The sequence below is a fragment of the Nocardioides zeae genome (genome assembly GCF_010686755.1).
Lineage (GTDB): Bacteria > Actinomycetota > Actinomycetes > Propionibacteriales > Nocardioidaceae > Nocardioides > Nocardioides zeae.
Map to the genome: position 1 here is coordinate 173,029 of NZ_JAAGXA010000004.1, position 20,597 is coordinate 193,625.

Here is a 20,597-nt window from a genome sequence, read left to right on the forward strand (position 1 = left end):
GCCGCCCCCGCGGTACCCGCACAGCAGGAGGAACCCCCGACCCATGTCTGGAAAGCGACGCGCCGACGGTCCCTCGGAGAAGGGGCGCAAGCCAGCGAGGGGCGCGAAGGGCGCGAAGGGCCCGAAGCGGGCGCTGTGGAAGCGCCTGCTCCTGTGGTTCACCGTCCTCTTCCTGTCGCTGTCGCTCGTGGCGGTCGGCAGCTTCATCGTGCTCTACCAGAGCATCGACATCCCCGACCCCAACTCGGACTTCCAGACGCAGACGACGAAGATCTTCTACAGCGGTGGCGACGCGGAGATCGGGTCCTTCGCCACCCAGAACCGCGAGTCGATCACCTTCGACGAGATGCCGGAGACGGCCCGCGACGCCGTCGTGGCGGCCGAGGACCGCAGCTTCTGGACCAACCGCGGCATCGACCCCAAGGGCATCTTGCGCGCGGCGTTCTCCAACGCCTCGGGCGGCAACACGCAGGGCGCCTCGACGATCACGCAGCAGTACGTGAAGATCCTCTACCTCACGCAGGAGCGCACGCTGACGCGCAAGGCGAAGGAGGCGATCCTCTCGCTGAAGATCCAGCGCCAGCTCAGCAAGGAGCAGGTGCTGGAGGGCTACCTCAACACCATCTACTTCGGTCGCGGCGCCTACGGCCTCCAGGCCGCCGCCCAGGCGTACTTCGGCGTGCCCGCCAAGGACCTCACGCTCGGGCAGTCCGCCGTGCTGGCCTCGGTGATCAACAACCCGACACGCTTCGACCCCGCCAACGGGCCCGACGCCGAGCAGCGGCTCCTGGGCCGCTACCAGTACGTGCTCGACGGCATGGTCGAGGCGGGCGACGTCTCCGCCACCGACGCGGACGCGGTGCGCGACGCCCTGCCCGAGTTCCCGGTGATCGAGCAGAACGACACGTACGGCGGGCAGAACGGCCACATGCTCACCCTGGTGCGCGAGGAGCTCTCCGACCTCGGCTTCAGCGCCTCCGAGATCGACGGTGGCGGCCTCCGCGTGGAGACCACGTTCACCGAGCAGGCCATGCAGGCGGCGGCCGACGGCGTCGCCGAGGAGTTCCCCGAGGGCTTCGCGAACTACTACGAGGACCCGGAGCAGAACCAGGCGGAGGCGCTGCACGTCGGCGTCGCGATGGTCGAGCCCAACACGGGTGCGCTCAAGGGCTTCTACGGCGGCCAGGACTACCTCGACTCCCAGCTGAACTGGGCGGCGCAGCTCGTGCAGCCGGGCTCGACGTTCAAGGCGTTCGCCGTCGCGGCGGCGCTGACCGACGGCTACTCGCTGCGGGACGGGTTCGACGGCAACTCGCCGTATCGGACCGCCGACGGCAGCGAGATCGAGAACCAGGGCAACAGGCCGTACGGGCGGGTCAGTCTGCTGACCGCTACCGAGAAGTCGATCAACACTGCCTTCATCGACCTCACCGAGGACATGGAGGACGGCCCGCAGCAGATCCTGGAGACGGCCAACCGCCTCGGCATCCCGGCCAACGACGGCGGGGACTTCGGCATCCCGACCGAGTCCCGCGGCCTCGACACCAACCTCGGCGTCTCGCTCGGCTCGGGCGACGTCAGCCCCATCAACATGGCGGCGGCCTACGGCGCGATCGCCAACGACGGCGTCTACAACCCCGTGCACGTCGTGCAGCGGGTGACCGACCGCTTCGGCGCCGTCAAGTACGAGCACGAGAAGGCGCCCGAGCGGGCCGTCTCCTCCGACGTCGCCGCCGACACGTCGTACGCGCTGCAGCAAGTCGTGGAGGCGTCAGGGGCGAGTGGCACCGCCGCCCAGAACCTGGGCCGACCTGCGGCCGGCAAGACCGGCACCGCGACCAACGACGACGGCGAGGTCTCCTCGTCGTGGTTCGTGGGCTACACCCCACAGCTCGCCACGGCGGTCACCTACGTGCGCGGCACGGGCCGGATGCAGCTGCAGGGCTGGCTGCCCGAGTACTTCGGCGGCCGGTTCCCCGCGCGCACCTGGACGAACGTCATGGAGCGCGCCCTCGAGGGCACCGAGGAGATGGACTTCCCGGACCCGGTGTTCCTCGACGGCGACAGCGGTCGCTCGCAGGTTCCCCAGGGAGGCGGTAGCGGAAGCAGCGGGTCCGACGACGAGCCGTCGCAGGCGCCGTCGACGACAGCCCCGCCGACCACGACGGCCCCCCCGACGACCGAGCCGACGGCGCCGCCGACCACCGAGGAGCCGCCGCCCACCGAGACGGTCGAGCCGGAGCCGACGCTGCCGACGGGTCCGCCGAGCGGCGAGCCGAGCGAGAGCCCGACCGACGGCGGTGGCATCTTCCCCGGCGCGAACCAGGGCCGTCGGGACTAGCCGGTGCGCCCCTCACCCGCGTCGCCGACGCTGGAGGACCCGGCGGTCGCGCGGCTGAGCGAGGTGCTCGGCGGTCCGGGCGGGCTCCACGCCCGGGGCCGCTGGTGGACGCCGCTGCTCGTCGGCTGCCTCCTCGCCGGGCTGCTCGTCGTGCTGGGCGCGGGGCTGCGGGCCGGCTGCTCGACCGACGGGTGGACGGCCAATTCCCCGGACTTCGCCCCCGGCTGCTTCTCGGCGCTGCCGCACGCGTACGTCGCGGGCGGCGGCGCCGAGGGCGTGTGGCCGTACGGCGAGCGCGTCGGCGACCCGTCGGCGACGCCCCCGGCGGGCGAGGCCCCCGCGCGCTACGCGGTCGAGGGCACGCAGGCGCTGGCGGGCGCGACGTACCTGCACGCGGCGCTCGCCTCCCTCGTGGCCCCCGGGCCCGACGTGCGCGAGGAGCGCGCGGGGCTGCCGGTGGCGGACCTCTACCGCGACCCCGACGTGCGGGCGGAGGCCGCCGCGACGATCCTCGGGGCCGCCGTGCTCGTCGGTCTCGCGGCGATGCTCCTCGTGCTCGTCGTCGCGCGGGTCCGGCCGCTGCGGGCCTGGGACGGCTCGCTCGTCGCCGGCTCGCCCCTGCTCGCGGTCGCCGCGCTCGTGGACGTCGGGCTCGTCGGGGTGGCGTTCGCGGCGGGAGCCGTGCTGGCGGTGCGCCGCGGGAAGGCCCTCGCCGCCGGGTTGATGCTCGGCGCCGCGGTCACCCTGACCTGGGCGGCGTGGCTCGTGCTCGCCGGGCTCCTCGTCGCCCTGGCCGCGCGGGCGCTCGCCCGGGACGCCGCCGCGCGCTTGCCGGGCGCTGACCCGCTGACCCTCGTCCTGGTCACCGCGCTCACCTGGCTGGCCGTCTCCCTGCCCGCGATCGTCACCGGTGCCGGGGTCTGGCGGGCCGGCTGGCGCGCCGCCCTCGACGACGCCGCCGGCACCGGGTCCGTCCGCTGGGTCGGCACGGCCGCCGGCGGGGGCGGGCTCCCGGCGTACCCGCTCGTCGCCCTCGTCGTGCTCGCCCTGTGGATCGCGGCGGTCGCGGTGCTGGCGTTCCGGGCGCCGCGGCCCCCGCGGCCCGAGCAGGTGGTGCTGCTCGTGGTGGCGGCGGGCGCGGTGCTGTTCGCCGCCGGGCCGGCCGACGCGCTCGTGGTGCTGCCCTTCGCCGTGCTGGCGCGGCCGCGGCTGGAGCCGCTGCTCGGCTGGCAGGCCGTCGAGCTCGCCCACGCCGCCGTGCTCTGGTGGACGACCACCGGGGCGCTGGCATCGGGCAGCGCGACCAACGACGCCCCGCTCGCCGCGCTCACGCTGCTGCGGGTGGTGGCGCTGCTCGTGCTCGCCGGGTGGGTCGTGCGCGACGTCGCGATGCCGTCACGCGACCCCGTCGGCGAGGAGCGTCAGCTCACCTCGGTGCGGTCGAACGACGTCGCCGTGTAGCGCACCCGCACGTCGACCACGTCCCCGACGGCCGGGACCCGGGAGCCGGCCGGCAGGAAGAGCATCGAGGCCTGCATGTGGGGCGGCTCGGCGAAGAGCCGCTGCTTGCCGTCGATGGAGAACGGGGAGCGCACGAAGCCGACGGCGTCGAGGCCGCCGCGGGCCAGCGTGGCGGCGCGGGCCTTGAGGGACAGGTCGCCGGCGGGCGCCTCGAGGCCGATGCCGTGGGCGGTGCCGCCGGAGACGACGAGGATCGTGCCGGCCTTGGGGACGGAGCGCCCGCGGTAGCCGAACACGTCGCCCCGCTCCACCGGGTGCGTGTCGAGCACCGTGGCGGTCACGCGGGTCGCCCCGCGCGCCCCCAGCCACAGTGCCGTCCCGGCGCGCGGGCGGAAGGTGTAGTCCGGGTACGCCGCGGCGAGCGTCGCGAGCTCGGCGTCGGAGAGGTGGCTGACCCAGATCGTCGTGGTGCGAAGGCCCGCGGCGATCACGTCGGTCATGAGGCGTCGCACCTCCCCCACGTGGGAGCCCTGGGCGAGCGGGAGGTGGAGCGCCACGCCCTGCAGCTGGGAGGCCAGCCCACCGCGGGCCTCGAGGAGCGCGCCGGCCTCGCGGAGCTCGCGCGCGGAGAGGCCGTGGCGCAGCATCGACGTCGTGCGCTCGAGCACGAACCGGGCCGACGGGTCGTGCGCGAGCAGCGCCTCGACGTCCTCGAGCCGGCTGACGGTGTGGATGACGCGGCGCGTCAGCGGGCTGCCGGGGGCGAGCTCGAGCGCGGCACCGAACGGTCGCCACGGGGTGAGCACGAGCAGCGAGCCGTCGAAGCGGTTGGCCACCTCGCCGAGCTCCTCGTGGATGCCGACCGCGATGGTGTCGACGCCCAGCCACGTCGACTTGCGGGCCAGCCGGCCCAGGCCGAAGCCGTAGCCGTTGCCCTTGAGCACGGGCACGAGACCGGGATGGGCGGCGGCGAAGGACCGCAGGTGCTCCCGCCAGACGGGGCCGTCGACGTTCAGGACCAGGCTCATCGTCGTACCTCCCTCAGCGCCGGCTCATGTAGAGGTCGAACGCCTTGTAGAGCAACCGGTTGACCGGCAGGTCCCACTCGCCGACGTGCTCCACCGCCTCGCCGCCCGTGCCGACCTTGAACTGGATGAGGCCCACGTGGGCGTCGTCGGCGTCGAGCGTCTCGGTGATGCCGCGCAGGTCGTAGACGTCGCAGCCCGCCGCCAGCGCGGCCCGCACCATCGCCCACTGCACGGCGTTGGAGCCGCGCACCTCGCGCTTGGCGGTGGACGAGGCGCCGTAGGAGTACCAGTAGTGGGCGCCGACCCGTATCGCGATCGTCGCCGCCACGAGGTCGCCCTCGTGGTGCGCGAGGAAGAAGGTGAACCGGTCGGGCTCCTCCGCGTTGAGCGCGTCGCGCATCGTGCGGAAGTAGGACAGCGGCCGGGGGGTGAAGTGGTCGCGCTCCGCGGTGTGCACGTAGAGCGCGTGGAAGGCCTCGAGCGCGGCGTCGTCGACCGACGTCGTCACCTCGACGCCCGCCTTGTCGGCCTTCTTGATGTTGCGGCGCCAGAGCTGGTTCATGCCCTTGAGCACCTCGGCCTCCGTGCGCGGCTCGCCCTCGGGCGTGCGCAGCGGGACCTGGAAGTTGAAGGCGGGCTGGCCCGCCGCGAAGCCGCCCTCGGCCTCGAGCTTGCGCCAGCCGAGCTCCTGGAGCTGCGACACCACGGTCGCGCCGGCGGCCGAGCGCTCGGTGGGGGGCAGCTGGCCCAGGCGACGGACCTCGGGGTCGGCCACGCCCTCCTTGACCGTCGCGGCGTCCCAGCGGGCGACGACGACGGGGGGGCCGATGCGGATGCCGAAGGCGCCCTGGCCCTTGAGGTGGGTCGTCAGCGGGCGGAGCCACCCCTCGAGGTCGCCGTCGGCGTAGTCGACGACCGGACCCTCGGGCAGGTAGGCCAGGTAGCGCTTGACCTTCGGGACCTGGCGGTAGAGCACGAGCGCCGCGCCCACGAGCTCGGAGCCGGCGAACCAGCCGACCGACTCGCGGCGCCACTCCGCCTTGACCGCACCCCACGCCGGGGTCTGCAGGAAGCTGGCGGAGCGGCGGCTGCGGACGAACGCGAGGTGCTCCTCTCCCGTGATCGTGCGCACGGCGAGCGGGCCGCGGGCGGTCACCGGGGCGGAGGGGGTCGTCGTCGTCACGGGAGCGAGGCTACCGGTGGCCGGGTTCGTGGTCGGGGTCGTCACCGGCGGCCCGTCAGAGCCGCTCGCGCAGCCAGGCGAAGTCGGCGACGTGCTCGTCGGCGCCGCCGGGCGTCTCGCAGATCACCGGGGCGCCGGCGTCGCGGACGACGGCGGCCAGCAGGTCGGGGTCGATGTGGCCGGCGCCGAAGTTGGCGTGGCGGTCGGCGCCCGAGTCGAAGTCGTCGCGGCTGTCGTTGGCGTGGACCAGGTCGATGCGCCCGGTGATGGCGCGGACGTCCTCCACCACCGTCTCGAGCGCGTTGCCGCCGGCGTGGGCGTGGCAGGTGTCGAGGCAGAACCCGACCTGGTCGGCGCCCTCCGCGGCGTCGATGGCGGCCCACACGCCCGCGATGCGGTCGAGGTACCGCGTCATGGCGTTGTCGCCGCCCGCCGTGTTCTCGATGAGCAGCGGGACCTTGATGTCGGTGGCCTCGACCGCCTTGCGCCAGTTGTCGAAGCCCTTCGCGGGATCGTCGGCCTTGTTGACGTGGCCGCCGTGGACGACGAGGCCGAGCGCGCCGATCTCCGCCGCCGCGTCCATGTGCTGCTGCAGGAGCTTGCGGCTCGGGATGCGGATGCGGTTGTTCGTCGTCGCGACGTTGACGATGTACGGCGCGTGCACGTAGATCCCCACCCCGGCGGCGGCTGCGGCCTCCCGGAGCGCGGCCGCACCCCCGGCGTACGCCACCTCGGGACCCTGGTAGCCCTGCGGGTCGCCGAGGAACATCTGGACGACGGGGGCCCGCCGGGCCTGCGCCTCGGCGATCGGGTCGGTCTGGTCGACGTGCGCACCGATGACGAGCTCGCTCATGCCGGCCATCGTAGGCAGCGGCACGGACGGTCCTGGCCGGCCGATCCCCGGCCCGCCCGAGGGCTGTGGAGGATTTCTCCGGCGTCGTACGGCGCTGCTAGTCTCACGCGTCTGCTCTGCGCCCACCGACGGGTGGCGGAGCAGCACATCACCCGCCGCCCACCCGGGAGGCGGGTGTCGCAGAGCCCTCCTGCCACGGAGAGACCGTGGTCGCCTAGTCCAGAGGAGGTGGAGACCGCTGTGCGTACCTATGAACTGATGGTCATCCTCGACCCGAGCATCGAGGAGCGCACCGTCGGCGCGTCCCTCGACAAGTACCTGAACGTCGTCCGCAACGACGGCGGCACGGTCGAGAACGTCGACGTGTGGGGCAAGCGCCGCCTCGCGTACGAGATCAAGAAGAACGCCGAGGCCATCTACGCCGTCGTGACCCTGCAGGCCGAGCCTGCCACGGTCAAGGAGCTCGACCGCCAGCTCACGCTGAACGAGTCGATCCTCCGCACGAAGGTCATCCGGCCCGACATCCGCGGCTGACTCGATCCGAGTCGCCCTGATCGAGCTGTGGATCACGGGTCGCCAGGCAGCGTCGCTTCGGCGACGATGACCGGCAGACCCGTCGCGCAGCCCGGCCAGGGCACCGACGTCCCGAACGAGGAGACCTGACATGGCAGGCGAGACCGTCATCACCATCGTCGGCAACTTGACCGACGACCCCGAGCTCCGCTTCACCCCCTCGGGGGCCGCGGTCGCCAACTTCACCGTCGCGTCGACGCCGCGCAACTTCAACCGGCAGACGAACGAGTGGGAGGACGGCGAAGCCATGTTCCTCCGCTGCTCGATCTGGCGGCAGGCGGCCGAGAACGTGGCGGAGTCCCTGCAGCGCGGCATGCGTGTCGTCGTGCAGGGCCGGCTGAAGGCCCGCAGCTACGAGACCCGCGAGGGCGAGAAGCGCACCGTCTTCGAGGTCGAGGTCGAGGAGATCGGTCCGTCGCTCAAGTTCGCGACCGCGAAGGTCACCCGCGCCGGAGGCGGCGGGGGTGGGCAGCGCGGTGGCGGCGGTGGCTACGGCGGGGGCCAGGGCGGTGGTGGCGGCTTCGGCGGCGACGACCGTGGCCCCTCCCGCTCCTCGGGCCCCGCGGCCGACGACCCGTGGGCCTCGCCCGCGCCGTCGGGCGGCGGCGGGTCGCGCGGTGGCCAGTCCGGTGGCGGCGCAGACCCCTGGGGTGCCCCGGGCGTCGGCGGCAGCACCGACGAGCCCCCGTTCTGATCTCCGCGTCCTGATCCTCGGGTCGTCGTCCGCGACACCCATGACGTCCCTCGGGCCGTCCGAACCATCCATCGACCCATTCCGGCTCGTGAGCCGGGCTTTCTCGTGAGGAGAGCACCACAATGGCGAAGCCAGTCATCCGCAAGCCCAAGAAGAAGCAGAACCCGCTCAAGGCGGCCGACGTCAAGGTCATCGACTACAAGGACGTCAACCTGCTCCGCAAGTTCATCTCGGACCGCGGCAAGATCCGCGCGCGCCGCGTCACCGGCGTGACCGTCCAGGAGCAGCGCAAGATCGCCATGGCGATCAAGAACGCCCGCGAGGTCGCTCTGCTGCCCTACTCGTCCGCCGGTCGCTGAGAAGGGGAGTCAGAGAACCATGAAGCTCATCCTGACCCAGGAAGTCGACGGCCTCGGTGCCGCCGGCGACGTCGTCGACGTGAAGCCGGGCTACGGCCGCAACTACCTCGTGCCCCGCGGTGTCGCCATCGCGTGGACGCGCGGTGCGGAGAAGACCGTCGAGTCGATCAAGGCCGCGCGGTCGGCGCGCGCCGTGCGCGACCAGGCGCACGCCGAGGAGATCAAGTCCAAGCTCCAGGGCGCCACGGTCGACGTCAAGGTCCGTGCCGGCCAGGGCGGTCGCCTCTTCGGCGCCGTCACGGTCGCCGAGATCGCCGAGGCGATCACGGGTGCGACGGGCGAGTCCGTCGACAAGCGCACGATCGTGGTCACCAACCCGATCAAGTCGCTCGGCGCGCACAACGTGTCGGTCAAGCTGCACGACGAGGTGTCGGCCGCCGTGTCGATCAACGTGCAGGCTGCCTGACCCCAGCTCCACCACGACGGGCCGCCCTCCTCGGAGGGCGGCCCGTTCTGTGTTGCGGTGGCTCCGGCACTTTCCCCGGTCGACCGGGGAACGTGTCACTTGGCGCATCAATGTTGATGGTCAAAGCGGCGTGTTCCCCGGTCGACCGGGGAAAGTTGCGGTGCCTCACGCCGCCCCCGTCACCATCCAGGCGTCGGTGCGGGCGCGGCGCAGCAGCACGACGGCGCGGGCGCCCATGAAGACGAACGTGAGCGCGATCCACACCGCGACCAGGTGCGGCGCGAGCAGGGCGAGCCCGAGCACCACCGGCGCGTAGACGACGAGCACCGCGAGGCCGCCCCAGGCGAGGTAGACGCCGTCGCCTGCCCCGATCAGCACGCCGTCGAGCACGAAGACGACACCGGCCAGGGGCTGGCCCAGCGCGATGACGAGGAGTGCCGCGGTCAGCAGGCCGTGGACGGACTCGTCCGGCGTGAACAGCCGCGGCAGCCACGGGCTCGAGGCGGCGAGGAGCACCCCGGTGACGACGCCGCTCCCGATGCCCCACTGCACCATCCGTCGGGTGGTGTCGCGGGTGCCCTCCCGGTCCCCGGCGCCGAGCGACCGGCCCGTGAGCGCCTGCGCGGCGATCGCGATGGCGTCGAGCACGAAGGCGAGGAAGCCCCACAGCGTGGCGGCCAGCTGGTGCGCCGCGAGGGTCACCGCCTCGTCCGCGCCGGTGCCCCGGACGGCGGTGAGGGTCGCGGCGTACGTCGTGACGATCAGTGCCGCGCGCAGGGTCAGGGTGCGCACGACGAGGGGCACGCCGGCGCGGCCGGCGGCGCGGATGCCGGGGAGCCGGGGCCGCAGGGACGCCCCGTGGCGGCGGGCGCCGCGGGCGACCACGACGACGAGGGCGAGCGCGCTGAGGGTCTGCGCGATGACCGAGCCGAGGGCCGAACCGGCGATGCCGAGCGCCGGCACGGGTCCGGCGCCGAAGACGAGCACCAGGTTGAGCACGACGTTGAGGACGTTGCCGGCGATCGCGACCACGAGCGGGGTGGTCACGTCCTGCAGACCGCGGAGCACGCCGGTGGCGGCCAGCATCACGAGGAGGGGGACGGCGCCGAACAGGGACACGCGGAGGTACGTCGCGCCCAGGTCCGTCACGGCCTCCCCGGCGCCGAACACGGCGACGAGCGGACGGGCCAGGGGGATGCCGACGGCCATGACGAGGAGCCCCAGCACGACGGCGAGCCAGATGCCGTCGATGCCCTGGTCGAGCGCCCGGCGGAGGTCGCCCGCACCGAGGAGCCGCGCGACCGCCGCGGTCGTTCCGTAGGCGAGGAAGACGCACAGTCCCACGAAGGTCTGCAGCACGACGGCGGCGATGCCGATACCCGCCAGCTCGGCCGTGCCGAGGTGGCCCACGATGGCCGCGTCGGCCAGGAGGTAGAGCGGCTCGGCGACCAGGGCGAGGAATGCGGGTACGGCGAGACGGAGGATCTCGCGATCACGTGGTCCGAGCACCAGCCGATCCTAGGGCCGGGGCCCGATGGTCCCGACTCGCCGGCTTCGGTGGACAAAGCGACGCCCTGTGTGTAAAGGGGGTCCGCCTGTGCATAGCCGCCGTGCGGCGGGCCGGCCGAAACGGCCGTCGGCGTGTCGTGCGAACGCACGAAATCCACAGGCCGGGGGTTTTCCTCCACAGGGTGGAGAACGTATCCCCGCAGGTCAGAGGCTTTCCGTTCCCGATTGCGGCGGAGTTCCCACAGGTCTCTCCCCAGCACGAGGCCGTCCTACGGCGTGTCCTCCACCGTTATCCACCGGTTGTCCACAGGCCCTGTGGACAAGGTGCTGTCGGAGGGGCTCTTCGACACGTACGTTCAGCCGTCGCGGGCCGACTCAGGGAGGTCGCGCGAGAACTGTCGGTGGTCCCCGGCACCCTCGTCCCGAGGGCCTGGACCGGCCCGTCGACGGCCCGAGATCGGAGGCAGCGTGAGCGTCGCGCACACGGACCAGTCGTTCGCCGAACCTCCCCCGGAGGAGTGGGGCGACGGACCGGCGTCGTACGCGCCGGGCGAGGCTCCGCAGCGTTCCGGCGGCGACCGCACGCCCCCGCAGGACAACGCGGCGGAGCAGTCGGTCCTGGGGTCCATGCTGCTGAGCAAGGACGCGATCGCCGACGTCGTGGAGACCATCCGCGGCACCGACTTCTACCGCCCGGCCCACGAGGCGGTCTTCGACGCCATCATCGACCTCTACGGCCGCGGCGAGCCCGCCGACCCGGTGACGGTCGCCGCCGAGCTCCAGCGCAAGGGCGAGCTGCAGCGGGTGGGGGGTGCGCCCTACCTGCACACGCTGTCGGCGAACGTGCCCATCGCCGCCAACGCGGGGTACTACGCGGAGATCGTGCGCGAGAAGTCCGTGCTGCGGCGCCTCGTGGAGGCGGGCACGCGGATCGTCCACATGGGGTACGCCGGGGAGGGCGAGGTCGACGACATCGTCGACGTCGCCCAGGCGGAGGTCTTCAAGCTCGCCGAGAAGCGGTCGGGCGAGGACTACGCGCCGCTCGCGGACATCATGGAGGGCGTCCTCGACGAGATCGAGGCCATCGGCAACCGCGACGGCGGGGTCTACGGCGTGCCCACCGGCTTCGCCGACTTCGACGAGCTGACCAACGGCCTGCACTCCGGGCAGATGATCATCATCGCGGCGCGGCCTGCCATGGGGAAGGCGCTCGCGCTGAACACCCCGCTGCCCACTCCGACGGGTTGGACCACGATGGGCGACGTCGCCGTCGGCGACGAGCTCGTCGACGCGCACGGTCGCGCGACGCGGGTCGTCGCCGCCACCGAGGTGATGGTGGACCGGCCCTGCTACGAGGTCGTCTTCTCCGACGGCACGAAGATCGTCGCCGACGCGGAGCACCAGTGGCTCACCGAGACCCGTGCGGCGCGGAAGTCGGCCTGGGCTGCGGCGAACAACGACAACCGGACCCGCAACCACACCATCCGGCAGGCCGTCGTGACCACCGAGGAGATCGCCGCAACGGTGCGGGTCGGCGCCGAGCAGCGGGCGAACCACGCGGTCCTCAACGCCGCGCCGCTGGCCGGCCGCGAGGTGACGCTCCCGGTCGCGCCCTACACGCTGGGTGCCTGGCTCGGTGACGGCCACACGGCCGGGAACCGCCTGACGTCCGAGACGCCGGAGATCCCGATGCACGTCGAGGCGGAGGGGTACGCGGTCGAGCCGCGGGGCGGGATGCTCTACTCGATCCGCCTCGCGCCCGAGGAGTCGCCGGACGGGCGCTGCCTCTCGTGCGGCGCACCGCTGCCGGGCACGCGGCCGCGGTGCTCCACCTGCTGGGCGGACCACGGCACCTTCACCGCTCTGCTGCGAAAGGCGGGCGTGCTCGGACGCAAGCACATCCCGGCGGCCTACCTGCGTGCCCCCGAGGCCGACCGCCGAGCACTGCTCGCCGGCCTCCTCGACACGGACGGCACAGTCGTGAAGGGCGTCGGCTCCTGCCAGTTCGCGGTGACGGACGAGCGCCTGGCGGACGACGTGCACGAGCTGGTCGTCTCGCTCGGCTACCGGTGCGGGCGCACGACGCGGGTGGTGAAGGGCCGCGACGCGGCGCGCTCGGTGTGCCACATCCTCAACTTCTCGACGACCGACGACGTCTTCCGCCTCGAGCGCAAGCACCTGCTCCACAAGGAGGAGCGTCCGACGAGCACGGCCCGGATCGGGCGTCGTTACATCACCGAGGTCCGTGCGGTGCCGTCCGTCCCGGTGCGGTGCGTGCAGGTGGACAACGACGAGCACCTCTACCTGGCCGGTCGGTCGATGGTGCCGACGCACAACTCGACGCTCGCCCTCGACTTCTGCCGCGCGGCGTCGATCCACAACAACATGACGAGCGTCTTCTTCAGCCTGGAGATGAACCGCGCCGAGATCACGATGCGTCTCCTCTCGGCCGAGGCGCGGGTGCCGCTCAACCACATCCGCAACGGCCAGATGACCGACGACGACTGGACGAAGCTCGCCACGAAGATGGGCGAGGTCTCCAGCGCGCCGATGTTCATCGACGACAGCCCCAACATGACGATGATGGAGATCCGCGCGAAGGCGCGACGGCTGAAGCAGAAGCACGACCTGCGCCTCGTCGTCATCGACTACCTGCAGCTCATGAGCTCCGGCAAGAAGGTCGAGAGCCGCCAGCTCGAGGTCTCCGAGTTCTCCCGCCAGATCAAGCTGCTGGCCAAGGAGCTCGAGGTGCCGGTCATCGCGCTGTCGCAGCTCAACCGTGGCTCCGAGCAGCGCGCCGACAAGCGACCGATGGTCAGCGACCTCCGTGAGTCGGGCTCCATCGAGCAGGATGCCGACATGGTGATCCTGCTGCACCGCGACGACGTCTACGAGAAGGAGTCGACCCGCCCCGGGGAGGCCGACCTGATCGTGGCGAAGCACCGCAACGGCGCGACGCGCGACATCGTCGTGGCCTTCCAGGGCCACTACTCGCGGTTCGTGGACATGGCCCAGTGAGCGGCGAGCGCCCCCTCGAGCCCGGGGTCCGCACGGACTTCCGCGCGACGATGGACTACGGGGCCTACCTCGACCTCGACCGGTTGCTGGACGCCCAGCACCCGGTGAGCGAGCCGGTCCACCCGGACGAGCTGCTCTTCATCGTCCAGCACCAGACGACCGAGCTCTGGTTCAAGCTCGTGCTGCACGAGCTGCGCTCCGTGCGGCGCTACCTCGACGCCGACGACGTCAGCCGGGCTCGCAAGGCCCTGGCGCGGGTCAAGCACATCTTCAAGACGCTCGCCGAGCAGTGGTCGGTGCTGGCCACGCTCACCCCCAGCGAGTACGCGGAGTTCCGCGGCTTCCTCGGGGCGTCCTCGGGGTTCCAGTCCCACCAGTACCGCGCGGTCGAGTTCATCCTGGGCAACAAGAACGCCCGCATGCTCGAGGTCTTCGAGGCCAAGCCGGCGGCCCGCGCCGAGCTGCAGGACCTCCTCGACACCCCGACCGTGTACGACGCGTTCCTGCGCCTCCTGGCCCGGCGGGGGCACGACGTGCCGGCCGCCGTGCTCGAGCGCGACGTGCGCGAGGCGTGGGTCGAGGTCCCCGCGCTGAATCCGACCTTCCAGCGGATCTACGGCGACACGACGGCGTACTGGGAGGAGTACGCGACCTGCGAGGACCTCGTCGACCTCGAGGACGCGTTCCAGTTCTGGCGCTTCCGTCATCTCCGCACGGTGCAGCGCACGATCGGCTTCAAGACCGGCACCGGGGGCAGCTCCGGTGTCGGGTTCCTCCGTCGCGCCCTCGACCTGACCTTCTTCCCCGAGCTCTACAGCGTGAGGACCGGCATCGGTGACTGACATCCTCGACCTCCTCCCGGCCCACCTGGTCGCGCGGGCCGCGGCCCTCGACGCCGCGGACCCGCTGGCGGAGCACCGCAGCGCGTTCGTGCTGCCCGAGGGCGTGGTCGCCTACCTCGACGGCAACTCGCTGGGTCGTCCGCTGGCGAGCACCGCGGAGCGGCTCCGCGGGTTCGTCGACACGGAGTGGGGCGAGCGGCTGATCCGGTCGTGGGACGAGCGTTGGATGACGCGGCCGACCGAGCTCGGCGACCTCATCGGGCGGGCCGCCCTCGGTGCTGCGCCGGGACAGACCGTGGTCGCGGACTCCACCACCGTGCTGCTCTACAAGCTGGCGCGTGCCGGCGTCGCGGCCCGACCGGGGCGCACGGAGATCGTCGCCGACTCCGAGAACTTCCCGACCGACCGCTTCGTGCTCGAGGGCATCGCCGCCGAGCGTGGGCTGACGATGCGGTGGATCCGGCCCGATCCCGCCACCGGGGTGACGCTCGAGGAGGTCGAGGCGGTGATCGGGGAGCAGACGGCCCTGGTCGCGCTCAGCCACGTCGCCTACAAGTCGGCCCACGTCGCCGACCTCCCGGGGATCACGGCAGCGGTCCACCGGGCGGGTGCCCTCGTGCTCTGGGACCTGTCGCACTCGGTGGGCTCGGTCGAGGTCGACCTCGACGCAGCGGGCGTGGACCTCGCCGCCGGGTGCACCTACAAGTACCTCAACGGCGGCCCGGGAGCGCCGGCGTTCGCCTACGTCAACGCCGCCCTCCAGGACGAGGTGACGCAGCCGATCGCGGGGTGGATGGGCCACGCCGACCCGTTCGCGATGGGCGAGGGCTACGAGCCCGCGCAGGGCATCCGTCGGTTCATCAGCGGTACGCCCCCGATCCTCGGCATGCTGCCGCTCGAGGACATGGCCCGGCTGGTCGAGCGGGTCGGGATCCGCGCCGTACGGGCGAAGTCGATGGACCTCACGGCGTTCGCGATCGAGGTCGCCGACGAGGCCCTCGCCCCGCTCGGGGTGAGCGTCGCGTCGCCCCGCGACCCCGACCAGCGCGGCGGCCACGTCACGCTCGAGCACCCCGCGATGGCCTCCGTGGTCGCGGAGCTCTGGCGCCGGGGCGTCGTCCCCGACTTCCGGCCGCCGATGGGTCTGCGGGCCGGCATGTCGCCCCTGAGCACGAGCTTCACGGAGGTCGCCGTGGCCCTCGCCCACGTGGCGGAGCTGCTCGCCGGGGAGCGGCCCGGAGGCTGAGAGCAGGGAGGGGAGCGCGGGCCGCGAGCCCGCCGTCACCCGCCGGCCAGCAACGCGCGCCGCTTCGCCAGGGGAGCGACACTGAACCACCGCCGGCAGCTGCGGGTGAGCACGGACTGCTCGGCGTACCCGAGCTGTCGCGCCACGGTCGCCATCGGCACGTGCGGGCTGCCCAGCAGGCGCAGCGCGAGGTCGCGCCGCGTGCCGTCGACGAGGCGGTCGAAGGTCGTGCCCTCCGCGGCGAGCGCGCGCTGGACGGCGCGGGGGTGCATGACGAGCAGGCGCGCCACGCTCGGCAGGTTCGCGGAGCCCGTCGGCAGCGACCGGGAGACGAGGGCACCGACGACGTCGGCGAAGGCGTCGTGTCGCTCGTGCCCGGCGAGGTAGCGCACCGCGAGGTCGTGGGCCAGCGGGTCGACCTGGCGCAGCCGCTGCGTCATCAGGCTCCGGGGGAAGTGCAGTGCGTCCCCGGGAGCCTCGTGCACGACGGGGCAGCCGAAGTAGGCGCGGTACGTCGCGGGGGGCGAGATCGCCGGATGACGGAACGTGACCGTGGTGGGACGGAACTCGGCCCCGCCGAGCATCCGGAACGTCGAGAGCGTCACCCCCAGCGCCAGCTCCACGACGTGGGGACGGTGCGGGATCCGGGCGAGCACGGTGTCGAACTCGTAGCTGACGACACCGCCGTGCTCCTCGAGGCGGGAGGCGATGGCGGGGGAGTAGACGTGGGCGTACTCCGTCACCTTCGCCAGGGCACCCCCGATGGTGTCGGCGTTGCGGGCGGCGATCGCGAGCGGCCCGAGGATGTCGGGATCCTGGCGGGCTGCGAGGCGGAGCGCGAAGTCGGGCGCGCGCAGCTGGTCCGCGGCGGCGGCCAGCAGGGCCGCGAGGGTCGTGAACGGCACGAAGTCGTCGGGCGAGCCGACGACCGCGGGGTCGATCCGGAACCGTCGGAGCAGCTCGCCCGCGTCGCCGCCGAGCTCGGAGACGAGCCCCGCGACGTGGCTCAGCGACGACGCCGCGATCAGGTCGGCCATGGTCTGAAGTGTCAAATGATCGGTACGAGGTGTCAAGCATTCGACCGTCCCTCCGCGTGACCATCGTCACGGCGCCACCCGAGGGCGCCGGATGACTCAACGAGGAGCAGCCGATGACCACCCTGACCGAGCGCACCGCCTTCTTCATCGACGGAAGGTGGGCCCCACCGTCCTCCGACGCGGTGATCCCCGTGATCTCGCCGTTCACCGAGCAGCAGATCGGGCAGGTGCCGGCCGCGGCGACCGCCGACGTCGACGCCGCCGTGTCCGCCGCCCGCTCCGCCCTGCGCCGCCCCGACTGGGCCGGCCTCGACCGCCCCGAGCGGGCCGCGCTGCTGCACCGCTTCGCCGACGAGCTCGAGAAGCGGGGCGAGGAGCGGGCCACGACCGTGACCGCCGAGAACGGCATGCCGATCGAGCTCGCCCGCTTCGCCGAGGGCGCTGCTCCGGTACAGCTGCTGCGCTACTACGCGGACCTCGTCGCGAGCACGCCCCAGGAGGAGCGCCGTGCGGCCCAGCCGCTGGGCGGCACGACCGTCGTGCGCCGCGAGCCGGTCGGCGTGGTCGCCGCGATCGCGCCCTGGAACTTCCCGGCCGTGCTGTCGATGTTCAAGATCGCGCCCGCCCTGGCCGCGGGCTGCACCGTCGTGGTGAAGCCCTCGCCGGAGACGAGCCTCGACTCCTACGTGCTCGCCGAGGCGGCCCTCGCCGCCGGCCTGCCCGCGGGCGTGCTCAACGTCGTCAACGGCGGTGCCGACATCGGTCGCCACCTCGTCGCCCACCCGGGGGTCGACAAGGTCGCCTTCACCGGGTCCACGGCCGCTGGTCGCGACATCGGCCGCACCTGCGGCGAGCTGGTCCGCCCCGTGACGCTCGAGCTGGGCGGCAAGTCCGCCGCGATCGTGCTCGACGACGCCGACGTCGAGCAGACCGTCGCCGGCCTCGCGGGCGCCTCGCTGCTCAACACCGGCCAGACCTGCTACATGTCGACCCGCATCCTCGTGCCGGCCGCGCGTCGGAGCACGTGGGTCGACGCGATCACCGCGATGGTCGAGGGGCTCCCCATCGGCGACCCGATGGACCCGGGCACCGCCGTCGGTCCGCTCGCGAGCGAGCGCCACCGCGACCGTGTGCTCGCGATGCTCGAGCGCGGCGCCGCCGAGGGCGCCACCACGACCACCGGCGGCGGCCGTGCTCCCGGCCACGACCGCGGGTTCTTCGTCGCCCCGACCGTCGTGACGGGTGTCGACAACGACAGCTACCTCGCCCGCGAGGAGGTCTTCGGACCCGTGCTCACCGTGCTCACCTACGACGACGCGGACGACGCGGTGCGGCTGGCCAATGACTCGGCGTACGGGCTCGGCGGCACCGTCTGGACCGCCGACGAGGAGCGCGGCATCGACGTCGCCCGCCGCGTCGAGTCCGGCTCGTTCGGCGTCAACTACTTCGGCCTCGACTGGGGCTCGCCGTTCGGCGGCGTCAAGGCCAGCGGCGTCGGGCGCGAGCTCGGCCCGGAGGGCCTCGCGGCCTACGAGCAGCTCAAGTCGATCTTCCTGCCGGCCTGAGCCGCGGCGTACCCCCGAAGCGCACCAGAGAACCCCAGGAGACCCCATGTCCCACGCAGGAGTGACCGGCGCCCGTGCGCTGGTCGCGACCACCCTCACCCTCGTCGACGACCTCACCCCCGAGCAGTGGGCGGCCGACGCCGCCTGCCACGGCTGGCGGGTGCAGGACGTCGTCACCCACCTCGGCTTCTTCTTCAACTTCATCGCCGACCCCGGCCTCGTGCTGCCCGACAACCCGTCGGGCACCTCGGAGCGGCTGAACGACGCCGGTGTGCGCGAGCGCGCGGCGTGGGCGCCCGAGCAGGCTGCGGCGTACTACCGCGAGCAGTCCGCCGCCGGGCTCGCCGCCCTCGAGGCGCTCCAGGGCGACGACCTGCGCGACCAGACGCTCCCCATGCTCGACCTCGGCACCTACCGCATGGCCCAGCTCGCCGACGCGGTCGCGTTCGACCACCTCGTCCACCTGTCGAGCGACGTGCTCGCGCCGTACGGCCCGGTCCCCGCGATCGAGCTCCCCGTCGCCGCCGCCATCGACCCGGCCGTCGACTGGATGGTCGCCGGCCTGCCGCAGATGTGCGGTACGGCGCTGCGTCCGGCCCTCACGCGGCCGGTCGGCCTCCGGCTGACCGGGGCCACCGAGCGCAGCTTCGTGCTCGTCGTCGAGGGCGACGCAGTCGTCGTGCACGAGACCGACGACCTGCCCGCGGACGTCGCGACCTCCGCGGCCACCGACTTCCTGCGGTGGGGCACGACCCGCACCGCCTGGCGTTCCGCGGTCACCGTCGCCGGCGACCACGCCCACGTCGCCGCGGTGCTCGACCGCGTCGACGTCGTCTGATCCCCACCACCTCCCGAAGGAGCACCCCCATGTCGCAGCACCTGCAGGACAAGGTCATCGTCGTCACCGGAGCCGGCAGCGGCTTCGGGCGCCTCATCTCGCTCAAGACCGCCGCCGCGGGCGCGAAGGTCGTCGCCCTCGACGTCGACGAGGCCAAAGTGACGGCCGTCGTCGAGGAGATCACCGCCGCCGGCGGTACGGCGATCGCCCAGGTCGCCGACGTCACCTCGATGCCCGCCATGAAGGCCGCCGCGGCGGCCGGGGTCGCGGCGTACGGCGCGATCGACGTGCTCGTCAACAACGCGGGCGTCATGCCGCTCGCCTACTTCTCCGACCACGAGCGGGCGTGGGAGCGCTGGCACGCGGCGATCGACATCAACGTCAAGGGTGTCGTCAACGGCATCTCCGCCGTCTACGACCAGATGATCGCCCAGGGTCGGGGCCAGGTCGTCAACATCGCCTCGATCTACGGCAACGCGGGCATCGAGGGCTCGGGCGTCTACAGCGCCACCAAGGCCGCCGTCACCACGATCTCGGACTCCCTGCGGATCGAGGCCAAGGGCAAGATCAAGGTCACGACCGTCAAGCCCACCGGCATCACCGGCACCAACCTCGCCAGCTGGATCGTCAACGACACCGCGATCTTCGGGCTCGTCGGGCAGCGAGCGGAGAGCTACGGCCAGCACGTGCAGCAGCTCATCGACGGCACGCTCCCCGCCGAGCTGACCGACGTCGACTCGGTGCAGTACTGGCTCATCAAGCCCGACGACCTCGCCGACGCCGTCGTGCACGTCATCGACCAGCCCTGGGGCATCAGCATCAGCGACATCACCGTGCGCGCCGCGGGAGAGGACTACCTGTACTGAGCGGGGCCGACACTTTCCCCGGCTGACCGGGGAACACGCCGCTTTGACCATCAACTTTGATGGTCAAAGCGGTCAGTTCCCCGGCTGACCGGGGAAAGTGTCGGGCCCCCGACCCCACCCCGCTCCCTCACGTGGGGAGCGGCCGGTCGCCGACGACGTCCTTCATGATCAGCGTCGAGCTCAACCGCTGCACCCCGGGCAGGGTCGCGAGCCGGGCGTCGTAGAGCCGCTGGAACGCGGCGAGGTCGGGTGTCACGACGCGCAGCAGGTAGTCGGGGTCACCGAAGAGCCGTTGCGCTTGGACGACCTCACGGACCTCCACGACGGCGGCCTCGAAGCGTGCGACCGTGACGGCGTCGGACTCGCGCATCGTCACGAACACGAGCGACGCGAAGCCGAGGCCGAGGGCCGCGGCGTCGAGGTGGGCGCGGTAGCCGGCGATCACCCCCGACCGCTCGAGCGCCCGCAGCCGACGGTGGCAGGGCGACACGCTCAGCTGCACCCGCTCCGCCAGCTCGGTGATCGTCAGCCGCCCGTCCTGCTGCAGCTCGGCAAGGATCTTCCGGTCGACGTCGTCCACGGGGAAGATCCTTCCACGCCCGAGCGTGACGGACGAAGAAGTTGGAAGCACCTTCGGGCAGTTCCGCCCTAGTCTCGTCGCGCGGCCGGGGACCCCCCCCCCCCCGGGGGGGGCCGAAGCACCAACCATTAACGGGGG

The 20,597-nt window shown here is 72.6% G+C and carries 18 protein-coding genes; 12 read left to right on the top strand and 6 right to left on the bottom strand.

Annotated features, from left to right (window positions below):
* Positions 1-43: 43 nt before the first annotated feature.
* On the top strand, positions 44-2,341 hold the full coding sequence (locus G3T38_RS07455; RefSeq protein ID WP_163771514.1) for a transglycosylase domain-containing protein: 2,298 nt from the start codon (positions 44-46) through the stop codon (positions 2,339-2,341).
* Between the two features lie 3 nt (positions 2,342-2,344).
* Positions 2,345-3,802, top strand: coding sequence for a hypothetical protein (locus G3T38_RS07460; protein WP_163771515.1), 1,458 nt, complete (start codon positions 2,345-2,347; stop codon positions 3,800-3,802).
* Here the strand turns inward: G3T38_RS07460 and G3T38_RS07465 are convergent.
* The 3 genes from G3T38_RS07465 to G3T38_RS07475 are packed head-to-tail and all read right to left on the bottom strand — an operon-like array spanning position 3,763 to position 6,866.
* Positions 3,763-4,830: an alanine racemase gene (locus G3T38_RS07465; protein ID WP_163771516.1), complete on the bottom strand. Its 1,068-nt coding sequence runs from the start codon at positions 4,828-4,830 to the stop codon at positions 3,763-3,765. The genes G3T38_RS07460 and G3T38_RS07465 overlap by 40 nt on opposite strands.
* Before the next feature lie 13 nt (positions 4,831-4,843).
* Complete coding sequence (locus G3T38_RS07470) at positions 4,844-6,013, bottom strand: lipid II:glycine glycyltransferase FemX (RefSeq protein WP_338037518.1); 1,170 nt, start codon at positions 6,011-6,013, stop codon at positions 4,844-4,846.
* A gap of 55 nt (positions 6,014-6,068) precedes the next feature.
* Positions 6,069-6,866: a deoxyribonuclease IV gene (locus G3T38_RS07475; protein ID WP_163771519.1), complete on the bottom strand. Its 798-nt coding sequence runs from the start codon at positions 6,864-6,866 to the stop codon at positions 6,069-6,071.
* Positions 6,867-7,106: 240 nt separating this feature from the next.
* On the opposite strand from G3T38_RS07475, the gene rpsF reads away from it, so the two are divergent.
* The 4 genes from rpsF to rplI all read left to right on the top strand — a co-directional run bounded on the left by rpsF (position 7,107) and on the right by rplI (position 8,958).
* A complete protein-coding gene (rpsF, locus tag G3T38_RS07480) occupies positions 7,107-7,400 on the top strand; it encodes a 30S ribosomal protein S6 (RefSeq protein WP_163771521.1) in 294 nt (97 codons plus the stop codon).
* Between the two features lie 130 nt (positions 7,401-7,530).
* Positions 7,531-8,133, top strand: coding sequence for a single-stranded DNA-binding protein (locus G3T38_RS07485; RefSeq protein WP_163771522.1), 603 nt, complete (start codon positions 7,531-7,533; stop codon positions 8,131-8,133).
* Positions 8,134-8,255: 122 nt separating this feature from the next.
* On the top strand, positions 8,256-8,492 hold the full coding sequence (rpsR, locus tag G3T38_RS07490) for a 30S ribosomal protein S18 (protein WP_163771524.1): 237 nt from the start codon (positions 8,256-8,258) through the stop codon (positions 8,490-8,492).
* Positions 8,493-8,511: 19 nt separating this feature from the next.
* On the top strand, positions 8,512-8,958 hold the full coding sequence (rplI, locus tag G3T38_RS07495; RefSeq protein ID WP_163771526.1) for a 50S ribosomal protein L9: 447 nt from the start codon (positions 8,512-8,514) through the stop codon (positions 8,956-8,958).
* A 165-nt stretch (positions 8,959-9,123) separates the two neighbouring features.
* Here the strand turns inward: rplI and G3T38_RS07500 are convergent, their stop codons facing one another.
* Positions 9,124-10,470 (bottom strand): MATE family efflux transporter, encoded by a 1,347-nt coding sequence (locus tag G3T38_RS07500; protein ID WP_163771776.1) that lies wholly within the window; start codon positions 10,468-10,470, stop codon positions 9,124-9,126.
* Between the two features lie 465 nt (positions 10,471-10,935).
* Here G3T38_RS07500 and dnaB point away from each other — a divergent pair, with 465 nt between their 5' ends.
* Genes dnaB through G3T38_RS07515 form a run of 3 tightly spaced genes read left to right on the top strand, consistent with a single transcriptional unit; the run spans position 10,936 to position 15,573 of the window.
* Entirely contained in the window at positions 10,936-13,485 is a 2,550-nt protein-coding gene (gene dnaB / locus G3T38_RS07505; RefSeq protein ID WP_338037520.1) for a replicative DNA helicase, read from the top strand.
* Positions 13,482-14,327 carry a tryptophan 2,3-dioxygenase gene (locus tag G3T38_RS22555; protein WP_338037521.1) on the top strand — a complete coding sequence of 282 codons (846 nt, stop codon included), beginning with the start codon at positions 13,482-13,484 and terminating at the stop codon, positions 14,325-14,327. Before dnaB ends, G3T38_RS22555 begins: the two co-directional genes overlap by 4 nt.
* Positions 14,320-15,573, top strand: coding sequence for a kynureninase (locus G3T38_RS07515; RefSeq protein WP_338037522.1), 1,254 nt, complete (start codon positions 14,320-14,322; stop codon positions 15,571-15,573). The genes G3T38_RS22555 and G3T38_RS07515 overlap by 8 nt, the downstream gene beginning before the upstream one ends.
* A gap of 35 nt (positions 15,574-15,608) precedes the next feature.
* Here the strand turns inward: G3T38_RS07515 and G3T38_RS07520 are convergent, their stop codons facing one another.
* On the bottom strand, positions 15,609-16,610 hold the full coding sequence (locus tag G3T38_RS07520) for an AraC family transcriptional regulator (protein ID WP_163771528.1): 1,002 nt from the start codon (positions 16,608-16,610) through the stop codon (positions 15,609-15,611).
* A 113-nt stretch (positions 16,611-16,723) separates the two neighbouring features.
* On the opposite strand from G3T38_RS07520, the gene G3T38_RS07525 reads away from it, so the two are divergent.
* The 3 genes from G3T38_RS07525 to G3T38_RS07535 are packed head-to-tail and all read left to right on the top strand — an operon-like array spanning position 16,724 to position 19,879.
* Positions 16,724-18,175 carry an aldehyde dehydrogenase gene (locus tag G3T38_RS07525; RefSeq protein WP_163771530.1) on the top strand — a complete coding sequence of 484 codons (1,452 nt, stop codon included), beginning with the start codon at positions 16,724-16,726 and terminating at the stop codon, positions 18,173-18,175.
* Positions 18,176-18,221: 46 nt separating this feature from the next.
* Positions 18,222-19,013, top strand: a complete 792-nt coding sequence (locus tag G3T38_RS07530; protein ID WP_163771532.1) for a maleylpyruvate isomerase family mycothiol-dependent enzyme — start codon at positions 18,222-18,224, stop codon at positions 19,011-19,013.
* 29 nt (positions 19,014-19,042) lie between these two features.
* On the top strand, positions 19,043-19,879 hold the full coding sequence (locus G3T38_RS07535; RefSeq protein WP_163771534.1) for an SDR family oxidoreductase: 837 nt from the start codon (positions 19,043-19,045) through the stop codon (positions 19,877-19,879).
* Between the two features lie 127 nt (positions 19,880-20,006).
* Here the strand turns inward: G3T38_RS07535 and G3T38_RS07540 are convergent, their stop codons facing one another.
* Complete coding sequence (locus tag G3T38_RS07540) at positions 20,007-20,459, bottom strand: winged helix-turn-helix transcriptional regulator (protein ID WP_163771536.1); 453 nt, start codon at positions 20,457-20,459, stop codon at positions 20,007-20,009.
* Positions 20,460-20,597 lie beyond the last annotated feature (138 nt).